Raw genomic sequence first — 18,547 nt, forward strand, 5'->3', positions numbered from 1 at the left:
ATTAAAAATAGTACTACAATGGCAAATTATTTTAACACATTACCTCTTAGAGAGCAATTGAAACAATTAGGCATGGCCGAATTCATGGATTCTTCCGAATTCGCCGATGGTGTTAATGCTTTAAAAGGTAAGAAAATCGTAATCGTAGGTGCTGGTGCTCAAGGGTTAAACCAAGGCTTAAACCTAAGAGATAGCGGTTTGGACGTTTCTTACGCATTACGTAAAGAAGCTATTGAACAAAAAAGAGACTCTTGGAAAAATGCTACCGATAATAACTTTAAGGTAGGCACATATGAGGAAATGATTCCTTCAGCGGACTTGGTAATCAACCTAACTCCGGATAAACAACATACATCGGTAATCAATGCCGTGATGCCATTAATGAAACAAGGTGCTGCCTTATCATACTCTCACGGTTTCAACATCGTAGAGGAAGGTATGCAAATCCGTAAGGATATTACCGTAATCATGGTAGCTCCTAAATGTCCGGGCTCTGAAGTGCGTGCCGAGTATTTGAGAGGCTTCGGTGTTCCTACCTTGATCGCCGTACACCCTGAAAACGACCCGGAAGGCAAAGGATGGGCTTACGCTAAAGCTTACTGCGTAGGTATCGGTGGTCACCGTGCGGGCGTATTGAAATCCTCTTTCGTAGCTGAAGTGAAATCTGACTTGATGGGTGAACAAACTATCCTTTGTGGCTTGTTGCAGACAGCTTCTATCCTTTCTTTCGACAAGATGGTTGAAAAAGGTATTGAACCTGGCTATGCCGCTAAACTCGTGCAATACGGTGTGGAAGTGATCACTGAAGCTTTGAAACACGGAGGTATCACGGGCATGATGGACCGCTTGAGCAACCCAGCAAAAATCAAAGCTTTCGAATTGTCGGAAGAGTTGAAACAAATCATGCGTCCTTTGTTCCAAAAACACCAAGACGACATCATGTCTGGTGAGTTCTCCAGAACAATGATGGAAGACTGGGCAAACGGTGACGCTAAATTATTGAAATGGAGAGCAGAAACTGCAGAAACAGCTTTCGAAAAAACTCCAGCTGCAGATGTTCACATCAGCGAACAAGAATATTTTGACAAATATTTGTTGATGGTAGCCTTCATCCGTGCTGGTGTGGAGTTGGCTTTCGAAACTATGGTAGAAGCGGGCATAAAACCTGAATCGGCATACTATGAATCATTACACGAAACTCCTCTTATTGCCAACACTATCGCTCGTAAGAAACTTTATGAAATGAACCGCGTGATTTCAGATACCGCAGAATATGGCTGCTACCTGTTTGATCAAGCTTGTAAGCCTCTATTGGCTGACTTCATGAAGAAAATCGACACCGACGTGTTAGGCAAAAACTTCAATGAAGGTAAAGACGGCTCCGTGGACAACATCCAGCTGATCCAGGTGAACGACATCATCCGCAACCACCCTGTAGAAATCGTAGGTCGTAAGTTGCGTAAAGCGATGACTGCCATGAAAGCGATAAAAACAGTTTAATATTTTGTAATTTTGAATAGAATTTGAGGGATATGGTCTTCCAAAGACCGTATCCCTTTCGAAATTACTGTCACTATAAACGCATAAGATGGGTAAAACATTAGTAGAAAAAATATGGGACGCTCACGTCGTCAAACGCGAAGAAGGTTTTCCGGATATTCTATACATAGACACACACCTAATCCATGAGGTAACTTCACCTCAGGCATTCGACGGGTTACGCAAAAGAGGAATTCCTGTATTCCGCCCAAAGCAGACTATAGCTACTGCAGACCATAACGTCCCAACATTAAATCAACATCTTCCTATCCGTGAGGAATTATCACGCTACCAAGTAGACATGCTGACCAAAAACACCAAAGAGTTCGGCATAGAACTATATGGTCTAGGTCACCCTTTCCAAGGTATCGTACACGTGATAGGTCCCGAATTAGGTATCACCTTGCCGGGCAAAACCATAGTATGTGGGGACAGCCACACCTCAACGCACGGAGCCTTCGGAGCCATAGCATTCGGCATCGGTACTTCACAGGTGGAGCAGGTGTTCGCTACCCAGTGCCTTTTACAGTCGAAACCTAAGACAATGAAAATCGAGGTGAACGGCGAACTGAAAAAAGGTGTCGGCGCCAAAGATATTATCCTTTATATCATCTCCAAAATTACCGCTGCAGGAGGTACAGGCTACTTCGTCGAATATGCTGGCTCCGCCATTCGCTCATTAAGTATGGAAGGACGCATGACCGTTTGCAACATGAGTATAGAGATGGGAGCCCGTGGAGGCCTTATCGCACCGGATGAAACCACTTTCGAATATATCAAAGGCAGAGAATTTGCTCCTAAAGGGGAAAAATGGGATGAAGCATTAGCCTATTGGAAAACATTATATTCGGATGAAGATGCTCAGTTCGACAAGGTGTTGACCTTCGACGCTGCAGACATCGAACCAATGATCACGTATGGAACAAACCCGGGAATGGGTATTGGAGTGACACAAAGCATCCCTCCTACCTCCGAACAACCGGAAAGTGAACAACCGTCATACAAAAAAGCTCTCGAATATATGGGCTTTACCGATGGCGAAAGCCTCCTCGGAAAAAAAGTAGACTATGTATTCATCGGCTCATGTACCAACTCACGTCTAGAAGACCTACGTCAGGTAGCAACTTTCGTCAAAGGAAAACGCAAAGCTGACGACGTGGAAGTATGGGTAGTTCCGGGATCAAAGCAGGTAGAAGCACAGGCCAGAGCCGAAGGCATTGACAAAATTTTCGAAGAGGCAGGTTTCCAACTTCGCGAGCCTGGATGTTCGGCATGCTTGGGTATGAATGAAGATAAAATCCCTGCAGGAAAATATTGTATTTCCACATCGAACCGCAACTTTGAAGGACGTCAGGGTCCTAACGCACGCACCATGCTTGCTAGTCCACTGACTGCTGCCGCAGCAGCCATCACCGGAAAAGTTGTAGATGTAAGAGAATACATTTAGATTGAAGAATATGGATCAGTCTGTAGAACTTCAAAAGCAGTTTAACGCCGTGTCGGCAAAATATGACCGACAAAGACCGCTATTGATTCCTTGTTTTCAGGATTTCTACAGAATGGCCCTGAAAGTTGCTGATCAGGTAGAGTCCGTGCACAGCATCTTAGATATAGGAGCAGGCACGGGCCTGTTGAGCGCCTTCTTCAAACAAAAGTTTCCTAAGGCGCACTGCACCTTGGTAGACTTTTCGGAAGAAATGCTCCAAAAGGCAAAGACACGATTCATAGGCGAAGAGGGATTCTCCTTCCGTCAGGAAGATATTACACAAGCTGACTTCGGAGAAGACCAATACGACTTGGTAATTTCCAGCTTGGCCATACACCATCTGGAAGATGAACAAAAGAAAGTATTGTTTCAGAAGATACAGAAAAGCCTTCGCAAAGGAGGATATTTCATCAATGCAGATCAGGTGTTAGGAGAAAATGAGACGGCAGAAGCATTTTTCAAAAGTGACTGGACAAACCACGTACTCAACCAGCAAAAACTAACAGCAGAAGAGAAAGAAGCCGTCTTCAAACGTGTCAGATTGGATAAGATGGCTAAGCTTTCCGACCAGCTGAGATGGCTCGAAGAAGCCCAATTGTATGATGCGCATTGCTATTATCAATATATGAATTTTGTGGTCTTTGCCGCACACAAATAGATTAAAAAAACATTGTTATGTGTCAAATTTGCCAGGCATTGCCCGTTACTAAAAATAAGGTCATAGACACTTCAATCTATGATGCCTTCATAGGGAGTGTCACGCGCTCCTTACAGCAGAACTTCAAGACACTATTGCCAACCCTAAAGAAGGGTATGCGCGTGTTGGAAATAGGCTGTGGCAACGGCTCCTTAGCCAAGGAAATAGCGTACCGGGTAGGGCCAGAAGGTCATGTCGTAGGTATAGACAACAACGCTCTTCGCATTGCCCAAGGCAAGGAAGCGTTTAAAGATATCGCCAACCTGGAACTTATCCACGGAGATTTTCTTACCTACGATAACATCGAAAAATTTGACATCATCATCTCTGCATGCACCTTTCAATGGATATCTACACTAGATAAGGCCATTGATAAGGTAAAGGCTCTACTTAAACCTCAGGGACAGATTTCCATACTGGATTATAACCATGAAGGAATAAGCTGGACACCCAAGGTACCTGCCAGCATGCAAAACTATTACAATATGTTTCTGATGTGGCGAAAGGATGGCGGCATGAATAACCGTATAGGATTCGATTTGGTAGAAATTTTCGAAGAACATGGCTTCTCCGACATTCATGTTCGTAATGCCGACGAACAATACGAAAGTACAAATGCCGAACATCTAAAGCCTATCAAACTATGGTCTGCCGTAGCTGCGTCCAACCAGCTGGTAAAAGAAGGTTATGTTTCGGAAAGTGAACGTCAACAAGCCATCGAAGATTACAACCACTGGGTGGACACTAACGCTATCCGTATGACCGTTAAACTAAGAGAAGTTACAGCAGTATTAAACTAAATAGAGGTTTCTAAACCCTAAAAATAATTTTGGAATGAAAAAGTTTGAAAAATTAACTTCACGTGTAGTTCCGCTACCGATTGAAAATATCGATACAGACCAGATCATCCCGGCGCGCTTCTTGAAAGCGACGACCCGTGAAGGTTTTGGCGACAACCTGTTCCGCGATTGGCGCTTTGACAGCAACAACCAACCGAAAGCGGACTTCGTGCTTAACGACCCGAAATATTCAGGAGAAATCTTGGTGGCGGGAAAAAACTTTGGCTGCGGCTCCTCGCGTGAACATGCGGCATGGGCTATCCAAGACTATGGATTCAAAGTGGTGGTAAGCTCCTTCTTCGCAGACATCTTCAAAGGAAACGCTCTCAACAATGGCGTATTGCCTATCACTGTGTCGGAAGAGTTCTTAGAAAAAATCTTTGCACAGGTGTTTGCAAATCCGGAAGCACAATTCGAAGTGGACTTGGAGGCACAAACTATCACTATCCTTGCTACAGGGGAGTCTTTCGAGTTCGAAATAAATCCTTACAAAAAGTCTTGCCTTTTGAACGGCTACGATGACATAGACTTTATCTTAAGCCATAAAAAAGAAATCGAGAACTTCGAACAAACAAGACCTTTTTCTTTTTATAGATAAAATATATCATGACAGAACCTGTCGTCCATATTGATAACTTAACCATTCAATACCAAAACCATACGGTATTGGATGGACTATCATGGTCTATCCGCAAGGGAGAACATTATGTTATTGGAGGAAAGTCCGGTTCTGGAAAAACTACATTAGCCAAAGCTATAGCCGGACTTATACCTGCCAACGATGCAATACAAATACATTTTGACACTCAAAGTCCGCTACGTACCAAGGTAGAATACATCGCTAACTGGTATCAATTTACCAATTTGGAAGGTGACAGAAACTTCTATTATCAACAGCGATATAACCGCCACCAAGGAAAAGATACGTTAAGTGTTAAAGGAGATTTAGAGCATTTTGCCCAAAAAGAAGGACTCTGCTTTGCAGACATCCAACAGCGTATTCATGACTTTGGCTTTGAACATGCTCAATCCACTCAGCTTATCGAACTTTCCAGCGGTGAGCATAAGAAACTGCAGCTAATCCGAGGACTATGGATAAAACCGCAGCTTCTTCTTATCGATGAGCCGTACACCGGCCTAGACACCAAATCCAGAGCCTTACTCAACGCATGGCTTGACGACTGGGCCAATCAGGGAGTACAACTCATTCTTATTACAAACGACAATAACCTTCCGAAAGCTATCAACCGCTATGCACAGATAGTGAACGGCAAGGTGGAGACCGTGTCTTCTCCAACCTCCTTTTTCCGAGACAGCAAAAGAAATAAAAAAGATATCCCTGCCTTCCTGAAAGAAGTTCCCGAAACTTCTTTCGACACCATTGTCGAGATGGAAAATGTTAACATCCGCTATGGCGACAAGGTAGTACTCAAAGACATTTCATGGACCGTAAAAGTTGGTGAAAAATGGCTATTGCAGGGGCCTAACGGGTCGGGAAAATCCACCTCCTCAGCCTCATCAACGGAGACCATCCTCAAGCATATGGACTTAACCTCAAGCTTTTCGGACAACCTAGAGGGTCGGGAGAAAGTATATGGGATATAAAGCAGAAAATAGGCATGATCTCTCCCGAAATGCATTGGTATTTTGACACCAATGCTACCGTGTGGCATACCATAGCATCTGGATTCTATGATAGCAACGGATGGTTTATCGATGTTAAATTCCACGAGAAACTTCAGATCGAAGAGCTGCTGGAATTTTTTGACTTGAGGGATGTCAAAGACAGAATCTTGCATACCCTCCCTTTGGGCAAACAAAGGTTAGCATTATTGGCAAGGACCATAGTGAAAAATCCGCCCCTACTGGTGCTGGACGAACCTTGTCAAGGGTTGGATAGCGATCAAACCCAATATTTTAATGATGTGGTAGACGAACTGGCTCATTACGGCAAAACGTTGATTTACGTCGGTCATTACGAGTCCCAGCTGCCACAATGTATAGACCATAGAATTGTATTAGAGCATGGCGAAGTAAAAGCCATTGAAGATATTGTATTGAACGACAAAAAGATTAAAGAAAGCGTTATAGCATAACCATTGAAAGCTGTAGAAAAGTAAAGCATACAGGCTTTTGATTATTACTTTTTACTTTGAAGAAGCAATGAAGAAAAATATTCTAATCATTCCGGGCGACGGAATCGGACAAGAAGTAACTACTTGGGGAAAGAAAGTTTTAGAAGCTATAGCTGACAAATACAACCATGACTTCATCTTCGATGAAGCTATCATGGGCCATACAGCTATCGAAGCTACGGGAAATCCTCTTCCTGACGAGACATTGGAAAAAGCGAAAGCTTCCGATGCCATATTATTTGGTGCTATAGGACATGCTAAATACGACAATGACCCTACAGCCAAAGTACGTCCAGAGCAAGGTCTTTTGAAAATCCGTAAAGAATTGGGGTTATATGCCAACCTACGTCCCATCCTACTGTTTGATGAGCTGTTGGATGCCTCTAGCTTAAAACCGGAAGTACTGCGCGGCACGGATATCCTTTTCTTCCGTGAACTGACAGGAGACGTATATTTCGGAGAGAAAAAACGTAGTGAAGATAATAACTTCGCCTCGGACTTGATGAACTATCACCGTTACGAAGTTGAGCGTATTGCACGCAAAGCTTTCGACGCAGCCCGCACTCGCCGTAAAAAATTGTGCTCGGTGGACAAGGCCAACGTTCTGGAAACTTCTCGTCTGTGGAGAGAGGTGGTGCAAGAAATTGCCAAAGAATATCCTGATGTGGAAACCGAACATATGTTTATCGACAATGCGGCCATGCAACTGATTAAAAACCCACAAAAGTTTGATGTGGTATTGACGGCAAACTTGTTTGGAGACATCCTTACCGACGAGGCATCCCAGATCGCCGGATCCATGGGAATGTTGGCGTCAGCATCTATTGGTGATAGCACAGGGTTCTTTGAGCCTATCCACGGTTCGGCACACGACATCGCTGGACAGAACAAAGCCAACCCGCTGGCTTCCATCCTGTCGGCAGCATTGCTGTTGGATATAGCCTTTGGCCTCCAGGAAGAAGCTAAAGCTGTAACAAATGCCGTAGCAGAAGCCCTTAAAGATGGCTGGAGAACAGGAGACATTGCTAATGCCTCTACACCGGCGGACAAAATTTTGGGAACAAAAGAAATGGGTGAGAAAGTTTTGGCGTATATTAAATAAGATTAACCAAGGTATAAACATATAAAAGTAAGACTATGTTACACGATCCGAATCACTTATACATATTCGACACGACATTACGAGATGGAGAGCAGGTCCCAGGATGTCAGTTGACTACGCCTGAGAAGGTCGAAATTGCAAAAGATTTAGAACGCTTAGGCGTCGATATTATAGAAGCGGGATTCCCCGTGTCCAGTCCTGGTGATTTTCAGTCTGTAGTCGAAATTTCCAAGGCTGTAGATGATGTAATCATCTGTGCACTGACTCGTGCCAACAAAAACGATATTGACGTGGCAGCAGAAGCTCTGAAATATGCGAAAAGACCTCGTATACATACCGGTATAGGGGCTTCTGATACACATATCAAATATAAATTCAACAGCACAAGAGAAGAAATCCTCGAACGCGCCGTAGCAGCCGTAAAGCACGCAAAAAGCTATGTAGAAGATGTAGAATTCTATGCCGAAGATGCGGGCCGTGCGGATGTAGAATTCTTAGCAAAAATGATTGAAGCTGTAATTGCCGCAGGCGCTACTGTAGTTAATATTCCGGATACCAATGGATATTGTCTGCCGGATCAATACGGTGCAAAAATTAAGTTCTTGAAAGAAAATGTCAAGAACATCGATAATGCCATCATCTCTGCCCACTGCCACAATCGACCTCGCTTGGCAACAGCCAATTCCATAGCTGCCGTACAAAACGGTGCCCGCCAAATCGAATGTACTATAAACGGTATCGGTGAAAGAGCAGGAAACACTTCTTTGGAAGAGGTGGCTATGATCTTGAAAGTACACAACCAAGCCTTCGGAGGTCTTACGTCAAACATCAATAGCAAGCTGTTCACCTATATCTCACGAAAAGTTTCGGAAATGATGAACATGCCTGTGCAGCCTAATAAGGCCATCGTAGGGCGCAACGCCTTTGCCCACAGCTCCGGTATCCACCAAGATGGCTTCCTAAAACACCGTGAAAACTACGAAATCATACGTCCAGAAGATGTTGGATTGGAAGATGCAGATATTATTCTTACAGCACGTTCGGGGCGTCATGCCTTGAAACACCACTTAGAACGTCTTGGCTATCATCTGGATAAAGAACAGTTGGCAGACATTTACCAACGTTTCTTAGTGCTTGCCGACGCCAAAAAAGAAATTACTGATGATGATTTACTGACATTGGTTAAATAAAAATTCTAATCCGATTTACAACACGGGGATTTTATAATTATAAAGTCCCCGTTTTTTATTCTCTTAACTTGCGCTATAATTTATTGCGCAACCAATAAATTAACATTAGCTGCAAATAATTACTCCCTCTTATTAACTTTACATTAAACCTTATTAGAATATTGAAATTTTAATTTCAAATTTCCTATCTTATGATTTGTTCTATATATCATTTAAAATCTTGATTCAGAGAATCTAGCCAATTATAACTTATGAATTGTATAACTATTTGTGTCAAGGAATCTACTTTTGAACTTTTCAAAAAAGGAGATTCCATTGCATTCGAAGAGATATATAATTTATACAGTAATTTGATTTATCGGAAAGTATTCCGGTTATGCCTAGACTCTGAAATTTGTGCAGACATTGTTCAAGAATCTTTTGACCTCTCCCCTTAAAACTGGAGCATTTAACAGTTTGGTATCTGTTGCTGGCGCTACCGCTAACGCAGGTCGAATTTCCTCAGCAATGGGACAAGTAAGCGGAGTAATCGCACAGGGAGAAAATTGTTGGGCCCTAGAAACGGTTCCTGTTAAAAAGAATAATGTGCTTGTGCCATCTTCTGCCTATGTAACAGGAGAAGTCACCACTAAAGAAATTGCTTATGACGGCGAAACTAAAACTGCCCTTTTCTTGAAAGACATGAACAATTACAGTAGTATTTTAGGATGGAAATTAGGTCCTAATAACTCATGGGCTTCAACTACCAATGCTAATGGTAAACCGATCCTACAATGGTTATTCCTTAGAGGAGATTATGATACTTTCTATCAGTAACAATTTATCAACCTGACCATAAATCAATACGCTGTTTGACATGTCAAACAGCGTATTTCTTTTTAATAAGCCGAGCATGCTTATTGCTTCCAGCCAATACCTTTAATTTATTCCCACTCCTACTAACTTTTCTCTTTCTGCAAAAGAATAGATTTTATCTTTGTCCCAAAAACTCAATCACAGAAGATAAAATCACGATAGTGATTTATTAATAAATTCATAACAAAAATTGGGTATATATTTTTAAATTTGAAATATTCAAATGTATATATAACAAATTAGCATAATGAGTGTAGATTTAAACACTTTCTCCATAGATTGTTTACAAGCAAAAGAAAGAATAAAGTCGGTAGTCACCCGTACCCCTTTGCAATATAATTTGCACCTTTCCGAAAAATATGGTGCTGATATCTATCTGAAAAGAGAAGATTTACAAGTTGTTCGTTCATACAAATTACGAGGAGCCTTCAACAAAATTTCTTCCTTAACAGAAGAACAACGTGCTGCCGGGGTTGTATGTGCAAGTGCCGGCAACCACGCTCAAGGGGTAGCAATATCCTGCAAAAGACTGAATATCAAAGGTGTTATCTTTATGCCGGGGCCAACACCACGTCAGAAGATTACACAAACCGAAATGTGGGGCAATGGCAACATAGAGATTATCCTTACAGGAGATACTTTTGACGACTGCCAAAAGGCCGCCTTAGATTATGCCGCGAAATATAACATGACTTTTATTCCTCCTTTCGATGACCTTCAGATCATCGAAGGACAAGGAACGGTGGCGGTAGAAATCTTGGAAGACCTACCCGATGTGGATGCTATCATCATCCTATCGGTGGTGGGGGGCTCTCCTCAGGAATAAGCTATCACATGCGCAAATATTCGCCAAGCACCAAATTGTATGGCGTAGAGCCGGAAGGAGCTCCTTCCATGCAGGCTGCCATCCAAAACGGTGGTCCCACAGAGCTGGATCATATAGACAAATTCGTGGATGGTGCCGCCGTAAAAAAAGTAGGACAACTGACCTATGAAATTAGCTCTCAACTCTTGGATTCGGTTAAATCCATTCCTGAAGGAAAGATATGCACAACCATCTTGGAACTATACAATAAAGACGCTATCGTCGCAGAACCTGCCGGAGCCTTGTCCATAGCAGCTCTTGATTTTCATAAAGAGGAAATCAAAGGCAAAAAGATAGTCTGTATCGTATCGGGAGGAAACAACGATATTGACCGCATGGGCGGAGATCAAAGAAATGTCCCTGCTCTATGAAGGTATCAAGCATTATTTCATCGTCCGCTTCCCTCAAAGACCGGGAGCCTTACGCCTGCTGGTTACAGAGGTGTTAGGCCCTAAAGACGACATCACCCGCTTTGAATACATCAAGAAAACGGAGCGCGAACGCGGCCCTGCCTTGATAGGTATCGAGCTAAACAGCCCTAAAGACTATATACCGTTTATCGAGCGCATGAAAGCCTATAAATTCGACTTTATCGAGGTCAATAAAGATCAAACCTTGTTTGAATATTTAGTCTAACACAAGCTTAATAAGGCCGGAAATATTTCCGGCCTTATTTGTTTTCTTCCCTCTCCTTTTTCTTTCTGAAAAAAATCCATAACAATTTGACCCTTCAAACGTTATAAAGAAAAGATTATACATAATTCCCTTAACAAAACCATTTAACCCATAAAGAAAGAATATCCGATAACAACAATATATGAAAAGTTATGAAGACGACATTAAGCATTATTACGGTAATTGTTTTGTTCCTGACAGCCAATACAGCTATGGCACAGATGGACAAAACCATCTTGAGTCCTCCGGACTCTGTGTCGGTTACGACCAATGACGGAGTAACCATCAAGGTAAATTATAGCAAACCTTCCTTACGAGGACGAAAATTTGGTGTAGACCTAGCTAAATTCGGTGAGGTATGGCGTACAGGAGCCAATGCTATTACAGTCATCGAGTTCGACAAAAATGTGCTCGTGGCAGGTAAAGCCTTGCCGCGCGGTAAATACGGTCTGTGGACTATCCCCGGTGAAGACGAGACAACCGTGATCTTCAGCAAAAAATGGAAAGGTTGGGGAGTCAATTACAGCGATCAGGAGGACCAACTGCGTGTAAACGTTAAAAACATCAAAGGAAATCCTTCGGTAGAACAATTTACCATCTCGGTAGAACCGTCAGGACAGATTAACCTCGCTTGGGATGAATATATTATCCCCATTGCGGTAAAAGCGGGCAGATAACAAAACAGCAAAGATGCCAATAGAAAGCGCATCTTTGCTGTATTACCTCTAATATGCCGCTGTAAATCTTTTTTTGATATGTTTTGGCTGTTCCACCTCATCAGCGATAACCACAGCCACATCTTCTACGGACAGCACACTTCTGCCGTTTTCATCCACGACAGGATAATCAGTTCCTACCCTATATGTTCCCTTGCGTATACCAGAAGTACCCGGATGCCATCTCTATAGCCGGAGAGAAGAATGTCCAATCCAAATCCTGTTCTTCCTTCAATATATTCAGGTAATCCCGTGCTGCCAAGCTCCCGGTTTGATCTCTGTCGGAAAATCGGGGGTATCCACTATTTGTACACCTTCTGCAGCATACAGACTTCCTGCCCCACCAATGACGATAAGTCTTTTTATTCCGGCTTTTTTCGTTGCTTCCTGGATGGCTTTCGACCCATTCAAAAAGTCATCGTATAAATTGGGATTTGACCATCCTGCATTGAAAGCACTAACCACCACTTCTACTCCAGCCAGGTTTTCAGCCAATTTTTCCACATCGTTTACGTCCAAGGCTACTTTCTCTAAGTTCTCACTCGACGGAACAATGTCAATATTTCTGGCAAAAGCCTTAATATCATGCTGACGACTTGACAATTCAGCTACAAGATGCTTACCCACAAAGCCTGTGGCTCCGATAATTGCTATTTTCATACTGTTTTTCTAAATGAAACACTTTTTGTTACAATATTGTTTAAAAATTTTTTATTCGAAACTATCTGAAAAATCCTTTAAAGACTGCTTATTCAATAAAGCCACCAGCCCTTCTTCCGCCTTGTTAAAAAGCACGTCCAACTTATTGTTCATCTGCCTACCTATTGCGCAGTCCGGATTAGGCCGATTTTTCCGTCCCAACATATTTTCCTTATTGACCAATTTATACAAATCACCTAACAGAATCTTATTTGCCTCCATTGCCAAGGCACACCCTCCTTCTTTACCTTTCTTTGATTCAATATAACCAGCCTCGCGTAACACTTTAATCTCCCGTCTTACCACTACAGGATGGACATTGAGACTTCCAGCAATAAAATCGGAGGTGATTAATTCGTTTCGGTTTTTATCCAACAACACCAAAATATGTATCGCCGTAGCGAACCGTAAGTTGCTCATAATAAGACAAAGATACACACATTTTTATATGTAACAAATCTTGTTACATTATTTTTTAAAAAAAGGGGAGATTTAGATGCTCTCCCCTTTTCTTTTATTTTCCTTTAAGATATTTTTCAAAGAACTGATCTTGTTCCCATAGTAAATGAAGGATGTTTTCCTTAGCGGCATATCCGTGCGACTCTCTTGGCAGAATGACCATACGTGCAGGAGCTCCCAAGTTTTTCAACGCTTGGAAATAACGTTCTGTCTGCATAGTAAATGTTCCAGGATTGTTATCGGCAGATCCATGCACCAAGAGTATAGGTGTTTTCATGCGGTCAGCACTGAAGAATGGTGACATGGTCATGTACAGCTGTGGGTCATCCCAGAGGTTGCGTTGCTCGGATTGGAATCCGAAAGGAGTTAATGTACGGTTGTAAGCTCCCGAACGTGCCACCCCACAGGCAAACAAATCGGTGTTAGACAATAGATGTGCCGTCATGAATGCGCCGTAGGAGTGTCCACCGATAGCTACTTTCTTGCGGTCTATATAGCCTAACGAATCTACAGCATTGATGGCTGCTTCCGCATTGGCTATCAACTGCGGGATAAAGGTGTCGTTAGGCTCAGCAGTACCTTCCCCCACGATAGGGAAAGCGGCATTATCCAACACGGCATACCCTTTGGCTACCCAATAGATGAAAGAGCCATAGCTTGGGAATGTGAACTCCTTTGGATTCGCAGTACTTTGGCTAGCTGTATTTTTATCCTTATATTCCCTCGGATAAGCCCAGATCAACAATGGTAGTTTTTCCTTCTTGTTGAAATCATAGCCAGCAGGCAGATAAAGTGTACCCGAAAGGTCCACCCCATCTTTACGCTTGTAGTTCAACACTTGCTTGTGTACATTTTCGAGGCTTTTGAAAGGGTTTTCAATAGCCGTTTACAGCCTTTATCTTCCCTTGTTTTAATATTTTTGCATAGAAATTAGGATAATCTTTAGGAGACTGTAAAGAAATCAGGATATCTCCTTTAGCAATATCAATGACATCGGCTATACGTTCTTGCTTTTCCGAAGCCGGAGCCGTATAAAGACGTTTTTTCTTTAAGGTCTTCATGTCCAGCTCATCAATAAACGGAAACTCTCCTTCTTTTGTATGTCCTGCCCCTATCCAGTAGGTCTTATCTTTCTGGATGTACATGGTTAAGGTTCCAAACCCGTTTCTTTCACGGTACACATTTCCCGGATGGGAATAGATATCCTGACTATTGCGATCGAACAGTAGTCGTGACGCCCCCGTGGTAGGGTTTAATACAAAAGTCTTCGAACTTCTTGTGTCGTACCAACTCGAAGATACCAATACATATTGGTCATTACCCCAAATAATTCCGGCAAAGCGATCTTTAACTTTGGTTAGCGACTTAGGGGCTCCATCAAAAGGAAATTCCCAGGTGAACAGCTCATCACGGTATTCTACTTTTTTGGAAGCATCTCCTTCGTCTAATGCCTGTACGAAAAACAAAGTATTAGGCTTATCTGCACGCCATGAGAGCATACGCTTGCCCGGTCTTGTGGAAGAAAAACCCTTTGGCATCACTTCCATCAAAGGTGTTTCATTTACCTTGCGGATTACTTTACCCTGCAGATCGTAGACATGTGTCTCCTGCGGAAAAGAATTGTAAGGTACCACATAAGAGAAAGGTTTTTTCAGCTTGGTAACCAAGGCATACTTCCCATCCGGCGAAATACTCACCTGAGTATAAAGGTCTGCCGGCAAAAACGGTGTTTCTTTTCCATCGAGGTCTATCCAATGCAGTTCAGCCTTAGCCAGCACTTCAAAATCATATTCATCTTCCGGAGTTTTCAACAGATCCTGATAGGTACGCAGCTGTGATACCTTGCCTTGGCTGGTAGACACTACCGGTCCTTTAGGGAGCTCATTGCTACGGTCGATAAGCGAAGGAGTATTAGCAGGTGTCTTACTGATAAGAAGGCCTTGTGAATTGCGTAACCATTGATACGGATTGTTCAACACCGCATTGAGGTTGTAGTCCGTAAGCTGCTTGGCTTTCTTGGAGGCAATATCCACCAGCCATAGTGCTACCCCCTTATTGGTGGTATTGGTGAAAGCAATATATCTACTGTCCTGCGAAAAAGAGATGTTGGCAATAAGAGCGTTAGCCGGAATCCCGTCAATATCAAACTCCTGTCCATCCTTTGCCGAACGCAAACGAAGATTATTAAAATAATTTTCGGTGCTCGAAATACGAGCTTTGGCATTGATACGTAGACCGGCCAGACGCACCTCTTCCTGTCCTAACTCCTCTAGGGATTTGTACGTAGGTCGGTAGCTTAAAAGCACCCACGCCTTATCCGGACTTAACTCCAATGCCGGAGGTCTTTGATAGTCGGCCAAAGCCAAGATTTCTGGTGACGGCTTTTGGAAGGTAACATTCTCCTGTCCATACACCGAAGTGGCCAAAAGAAACAGAATAAAACTGATCGATTTCCTCATAATGGATTCTAATAAATGATTATTTTGATTTGTTGACGTGAAGTTAATTTCATCTTTAGTGAAATCCTAATAAATATACCCAAAAAACGATGAAAAAAGAAAGAGCAAAAAATCATTTTTGACAGTAATATTTCTTATTCAAAAAGCCATGCAAATTTTAGGTGAAATATGCAATTTTTAAAGTTATCCACATTCTTTAAATATTGGTTTTCAGGATTTTACACAACAAAATAAGCTACAGAACGATGTTTGAGAGCCTTTTTATGGAGAATGTGGAAAAGTATAACTACCGCTCCGAAGTAAAATATATGATATTTGTTAAAGGATCCCGATAATCTTCGGATTTCTTAAGCGTTATTTCATAAACTTAGTAACGAAACAACCCAAACTCTGGATGGGTTCGAATTACTGTCAAACTTAACAAACAATATGGCAAGAATCATAAAATTTGAAAAAAACGATTGTGTACCATGTGCACAGGTTTCAGCATACTTGGACAATAAAGGTGTTTCGTACGAGACTGTAAACCCTTTTGATGAGCCTGAGTTGGCTGTTAAGTTTAAAGTTCGCACCGTTCCTACCGTAATCGTGTTGGAAGGCGAAGAGGTTAAACATAGAGTAATAGGCTTCAAACCACAAGAGTTGGATGAAGCTATAAGTCAATAAAATTGATTATCATAAAATGAAACGTTTATGATACTATATTACGACACCAAAACCGGCAATGTGCAACGCTTCATCAACAAGGTGGTGCAAATCACCGGTTGGACAGCAGTCCGCATACAGGAAAGTATGCAGATTGAAGAGGAAGGTCACTTGGTGACTTTCACGACTAACTTTGGACAAATCCCGGCTATTACGCAGGATTTCATGGACCGCAACAGTTCCAAAATCTTCTCTGTATCGTCTAGCGGCAACCGCAACTGGGGAAGAAACTTTGGTGTAGCGGCAGACAAAATTTCGTCATTGTTTGATATTCCGTTGGCTTTCAAATTTGAACTGTCGGGAACAATGGATGACATTTATCAATTTATCGATATAATAAAAAATCAATACTATGATAGCAAACGAGGTAGCAAAAAGCTGGATATTGCTTAATAACGAGATCATGATCAAAAATGATGGTGAGTACAGCTTGCACAAAGACAAAGAAGCTGTTCGCGCCTATTTCTTAGAGTACGTGAACAAGAATACCGTATTCTTCTACACGCTCAAAGAAAAAATAGACTATCTGATCGAGCACGATTATTATATCAATTTCTACCAGTGGTATACATTCGAAGAGATGCAGGAAGTATACAACTTTGTGTACGCAAAGAAATTCCGCTTCCAATCCTTCATGGCTGCCTTCAAATTTTTCCAAAGTTATGCCCTTCGTGACGACTCTGGAGAGAAATTCCTAGAGCGCTACGAAGACCGTGTCGTAGCTGTATCTTTGTTTTTAGCACGTGAGGAAGGCGTAAAAAAAGCATTAGAATACGCCGAAATCATGATTAACCAAGAATATCAACCTGCTACCCCGACATTCTTAAACGCCGGAAAAAAACGTTCCGGAGAATTGGTTTCTTGCTTCCTCGACGAAATCGGAGACAACCTCAACGGTATTGGTTACGCTGTAGACTCAGCCATGAAACTGTCATCCATCGGTGGCGGAGTATCTTTTAATATTTCAAAAATCCGTGCACGCGGCGAAGCTATCAAAGGGGTAGATGGCCGTGCCGGAGGTGTACTTCCTATCATGAAAATTTTGGAAGACACATTCTCCTATGCTAACCAGCCTGGGACAACGCCCCGGCGCCGGCGCCGTATATTTGAACATCTTCCACTCAGACATCGAAGAGTTCTTAGACTGTAAGAAAATCAACGTTGACGAAAAAGTACGTATCAAATCCTTATCTATAGGCATCATCATCCCGGATAAGTTCATGGAACTTGCCGAAAAGGACGAGCCTTGTTATCTCATCTATCCACACACCGTGATGATGGAATACGGCAAGTATCTGGACGAACTGGACATGGACGAATGGTATGATGAGCTTATCACCAACCCTAACGTTAAAAAGAAAAAAGTAAATGCCCGTCACTTATTGGTAAGAATCGCTCAAACCCAAAAAGAGTCAGGCTATCCATATATTTTCTTCAAAGAAAATGCAAACCGTGCCCATGCATTAAACGGCATAGGCCAAATCAAATTTTCCAACCTATGTACCGAAATCATGCAGGTTTCGGAAGTGTCGGACATCAACAGCTACGGCAAAGAAGACACTATCCGCTACGGTATCTCATGTAACTTGGGTTCACTCAACATCGCTACCGTAATGGACAACAAACGCATCAAAGAAACAGTTAAAACAGCGATGCGTGCCCTTACCGTAGTATCCGACGTGACAAACATAGACATGGTTCCTTCCATCGCTAAAGCCAACAGAGAATTACACTCTGTAGGATTAGGAGCAATGAACCTACACGGATTCTTGGCCAAAAACTTCATCATGTACGAATCGCGCGAAGCATTGGACTTCGTCAACACCTTCTTCATGATGATGAACTTCTATTCGATAGAAGCATCTATGGAAATCGCCAAAGAACGTGGCAAAACATTCGTAGGATTCGAAAAAACAGACTACGCATCAGGTAAATACTTCGACAAATATTTGGAAAGGGATTATTTACCACAGACCGACAAGGTCAAAGAATTGTTCGAAGGCATCCACATTCCGACATATCGAAGAACTGGAAAAACCATCAAAGAACAAGGTTAAAGAACACGGACTATATCACGCTTACCGCTTGGCTATAGCCCCTAACCAGTCTACAGCATACATCATGAA

The 18,547-nt window shown here is 42.3% G+C and carries 19 protein-coding genes and 1 pseudogene; 16 read left to right on the top strand and 4 right to left on the bottom strand.

Translation table 11 applies throughout. The features are described 5' to 3' along the window. The first annotated feature begins 18 nt into the window (after positions 1-18). The 12 genes and pseudogenes from ilvC (at position 19) to SD31_RS08910 (ending at position 12,060) form a co-directional block, all read left to right on the top strand. Positions 19-1,500 (top strand): ketol-acid reductoisomerase, encoded by a 1,482-nt coding sequence (gene ilvC / locus SD31_RS08860; protein WP_039053857.1) that lies wholly within the window; start codon positions 19-21, stop codon positions 1,498-1,500. An 88-nt stretch (positions 1,501-1,588) separates the two neighbouring features. After that, on the top strand, positions 1,589-2,986 hold the full coding sequence (leuC, locus tag SD31_RS08865) for a 3-isopropylmalate dehydratase large subunit (RefSeq protein ID WP_039053858.1): 1,398 nt from the start codon (positions 1,589-1,591) through the stop codon (positions 2,984-2,986). Positions 2,987-2,996: 10 nt separating this feature from the next. Continuing rightward, positions 2,997-3,683 carry a class I SAM-dependent methyltransferase gene (locus SD31_RS08870; protein ID WP_039053867.1) on the top strand — a complete coding sequence of 229 codons (687 nt, stop codon included), beginning with the start codon at positions 2,997-2,999 and terminating at the stop codon, positions 3,681-3,683. 17 nt (positions 3,684-3,700) lie between these two features. Further along, a complete protein-coding gene (locus SD31_RS08875; RefSeq protein WP_082021889.1) occupies positions 3,701-4,522 on the top strand; it encodes a class I SAM-dependent methyltransferase in 822 nt (273 codons plus the stop codon). A gap of 34 nt (positions 4,523-4,556) precedes the next feature. Then, positions 4,557-5,159, top strand: coding sequence for a 3-isopropylmalate dehydratase small subunit (gene leuD / locus SD31_RS08880; protein WP_039053859.1), 603 nt, complete (start codon positions 4,557-4,559; stop codon positions 5,157-5,159). An 8-nt stretch (positions 5,160-5,167) separates the two neighbouring features. Next, positions 5,168-6,166, top strand: coding sequence for an ATP-binding cassette domain-containing protein (locus tag SD31_RS08885; protein ID WP_231561381.1), 999 nt, complete (start codon positions 5,168-5,170; stop codon positions 6,164-6,166). Next, the gene (locus tag SD31_RS18990) at positions 6,079-6,657 is read left to right on the top strand and encodes an ABC transporter ATP-binding protein (protein WP_231561388.1); all 579 of its coding nucleotides are present in this window, start codon (positions 6,079-6,081) and stop codon (positions 6,655-6,657) included. Before SD31_RS08885 ends, SD31_RS18990 begins: the two co-directional genes overlap by 88 nt. Before the next feature lie 67 nt (positions 6,658-6,724). Further along, on the top strand, positions 6,725-7,798 hold the full coding sequence (gene leuB / locus SD31_RS08890) for a 3-isopropylmalate dehydrogenase (RefSeq protein ID WP_039053860.1): 1,074 nt from the start codon (positions 6,725-6,727) through the stop codon (positions 7,796-7,798). 35 nt (positions 7,799-7,833) lie between these two features. Beyond that, positions 7,834-8,988, top strand: a complete 1,155-nt coding sequence (locus SD31_RS08895; RefSeq protein WP_082021890.1) for a 2-isopropylmalate synthase — start codon at positions 7,834-7,836, stop codon at positions 8,986-8,988. Positions 8,989-9,495: 507 nt separating this feature from the next. Further along, positions 9,496-9,804 (top strand): hypothetical protein, encoded by a 309-nt coding sequence (locus tag SD31_RS08900; protein ID WP_156138289.1) that lies wholly within the window; start codon positions 9,496-9,498, stop codon positions 9,802-9,804. A 286-nt stretch (positions 9,805-10,090) separates the two neighbouring features. After that, positions 10,091-11,344 (top strand): annotated as a pseudogene (gene ilvA / locus SD31_RS08905) (threonine ammonia-lyase IlvA). A 191-nt stretch (positions 11,345-11,535) separates the two neighbouring features. Then, positions 11,536-12,060 (top strand): DUF2911 domain-containing protein, encoded by a 525-nt coding sequence (locus SD31_RS08910; protein WP_039053862.1) that lies wholly within the window; start codon positions 11,536-11,538, stop codon positions 12,058-12,060. A 279-nt stretch (positions 12,061-12,339) separates the two neighbouring features. Here the strand turns inward: SD31_RS08910 and SD31_RS18995 are convergent, their stop codons facing one another. The 4 genes from SD31_RS18995 to SD31_RS08925 form a co-directional block, all read right to left on the bottom strand. Continuing rightward, entirely contained in the window at positions 12,340-12,759 is a 420-nt protein-coding gene (locus SD31_RS18995) for an NAD(P)-dependent oxidoreductase (protein WP_231561383.1), read from the bottom strand. 51 nt (positions 12,760-12,810) lie between these two features. Then, a complete protein-coding gene (locus tag SD31_RS08920) occupies positions 12,811-13,218 on the bottom strand; it encodes an Rrf2 family transcriptional regulator (RefSeq protein ID WP_039053863.1) in 408 nt (135 codons plus the stop codon). Between the two features lie 94 nt (positions 13,219-13,312). Next, a complete protein-coding gene (locus tag SD31_RS19000) occupies positions 13,313-14,095 on the bottom strand; it encodes an alpha/beta hydrolase family protein (protein ID WP_231561384.1) in 783 nt (260 codons plus the stop codon). Positions 14,096-14,132: 37 nt separating this feature from the next. After that, complete coding sequence (locus SD31_RS08925) at positions 14,133-15,716, bottom strand: hypothetical protein (RefSeq protein ID WP_231561386.1); 1,584 nt, start codon at positions 15,714-15,716, stop codon at positions 14,133-14,135. Between the two features lie 429 nt (positions 15,717-16,145). Between SD31_RS08925 and SD31_RS08930 the strand changes: the two genes are divergently transcribed. The 4 genes from SD31_RS08930 to SD31_RS20220 are packed head-to-tail and all read left to right on the top strand — an operon-like array spanning position 16,146 to position 18,478. Further along, the gene (locus SD31_RS08930) at positions 16,146-16,382 is read left to right on the top strand and encodes a glutaredoxin family protein (protein WP_039053864.1); all 237 of its coding nucleotides are present in this window, start codon (positions 16,146-16,148) and stop codon (positions 16,380-16,382) included. 27 nt (positions 16,383-16,409) lie between these two features. Then, complete coding sequence (gene nrdI / locus SD31_RS08935) at positions 16,410-16,814, top strand: class Ib ribonucleoside-diphosphate reductase assembly flavoprotein NrdI (protein WP_039053865.1); 405 nt, start codon at positions 16,410-16,412, stop codon at positions 16,812-16,814. Then, positions 16,774-17,571, top strand: a complete 798-nt coding sequence (locus SD31_RS20215; protein ID WP_262506604.1) for a ribonucleotide reductase N-terminal alpha domain-containing protein — start codon at positions 16,774-16,776, stop codon at positions 17,569-17,571. Before nrdI ends, SD31_RS20215 begins: the two co-directional genes overlap by 41 nt. Next, positions 17,483-18,478 carry a hypothetical protein gene (locus tag SD31_RS20220; protein WP_262506605.1) on the top strand — a complete coding sequence of 332 codons (996 nt, stop codon included), beginning with the start codon at positions 17,483-17,485 and terminating at the stop codon, positions 18,476-18,478. The genes SD31_RS20215 and SD31_RS20220 overlap by 89 nt, the downstream gene beginning before the upstream one ends. Positions 18,479-18,547: the final 69 nt, after the last annotated feature.

This window comes from Sphingobacterium sp. T2 (assembly GCF_000814685.1).
GTDB lineage: Bacteria > Bacteroidota > Bacteroidia > Sphingobacteriales > Sphingobacteriaceae > Sphingobacterium > Sphingobacterium thermophilum.

What these genes read in the sequence shown, in the direction of transcription:
- ilvC (WP_039053857.1), top strand. Translation starts at nt 19, where the DNA reads ATGGCAAATTATTTTAACACATTACCTCTTAGAGAGCAATTGAAACAA.
- leuC (WP_039053858.1), top strand. Translation starts at nt 1,589, where the DNA reads ATGGGTAAAACATTAGTAGAAAAAATATGGGACGCTCACGTCGTCAAA.
- SD31_RS08870 (WP_039053867.1), top strand. Translation starts at nt 2,997, where the DNA reads ATGGATCAGTCTGTAGAACTTCAAAAGCAGTTTAACGCCGTGTCGGCA.
- SD31_RS08875 (WP_082021889.1), top strand. Translation starts at nt 3,701, where the DNA reads ATGTGTCAAATTTGCCAGGCATTGCCCGTTACTAAAAATAAGGTCATA.
- leuD (WP_039053859.1), top strand. Translation starts at nt 4,557, where the DNA reads ATGAAAAAGTTTGAAAAATTAACTTCACGTGTAGTTCCGCTACCGATT.
- SD31_RS08885 (WP_231561381.1), top strand. Translation starts at nt 5,168, where the DNA reads ATGACAGAACCTGTCGTCCATATTGATAACTTAACCATTCAATACCAA.
- leuB (WP_039053860.1), top strand. Translation starts at nt 6,725, where the DNA reads ATGAAGAAAAATATTCTAATCATTCCGGGCGACGGAATCGGACAAGAA.
- SD31_RS08895 (WP_082021890.1), top strand. Translation starts at nt 7,834, where the DNA reads ATGTTACACGATCCGAATCACTTATACATATTCGACACGACATTACGA.
- SD31_RS08900 (WP_156138289.1), top strand. Translation starts at nt 9,496, where the DNA reads ATGGGACAAGTAAGCGGAGTAATCGCACAGGGAGAAAATTGTTGGGCC.
- SD31_RS08910 (WP_039053862.1), top strand. Translation starts at nt 11,536, where the DNA reads ATGAAGACGACATTAAGCATTATTACGGTAATTGTTTTGTTCCTGACA.
- SD31_RS18995 (WP_231561383.1), bottom strand. Translation starts at nt 12,759, where the DNA reads ATGAAAATAGCAATTATCGGAGCCACAGGCTTTGTGGGTAAGCATCTT.
- SD31_RS08920 (WP_039053863.1), bottom strand. Translation starts at nt 13,218, where the DNA reads ATGAGCAACTTACGGTTCGCTACGGCGATACATATTTTGGTGTTGTTG.
- SD31_RS08925 (WP_231561386.1), bottom strand. Translation starts at nt 15,716, where the DNA reads ATGAGGAAATCGATCAGTTTTATTCTGTTTCTTTTGGCCACTTCGGTG.
- SD31_RS08930 (WP_039053864.1), top strand. Translation starts at nt 16,146, where the DNA reads ATGGCAAGAATCATAAAATTTGAAAAAAACGATTGTGTACCATGTGCA.
- nrdI (WP_039053865.1), top strand. Translation starts at nt 16,410, where the DNA reads ATGATACTATATTACGACACCAAAACCGGCAATGTGCAACGCTTCATC.
- SD31_RS20215 (WP_262506604.1), top strand. Translation starts at nt 16,774, where the DNA reads ATGATAGCAAACGAGGTAGCAAAAAGCTGGATATTGCTTAATAACGAG.
- SD31_RS20220 (WP_262506605.1), top strand. Translation starts at nt 17,483, where the DNA reads ATGCTAACCAGCCTGGGACAACGCCCCGGCGCCGGCGCCGTATATTTG.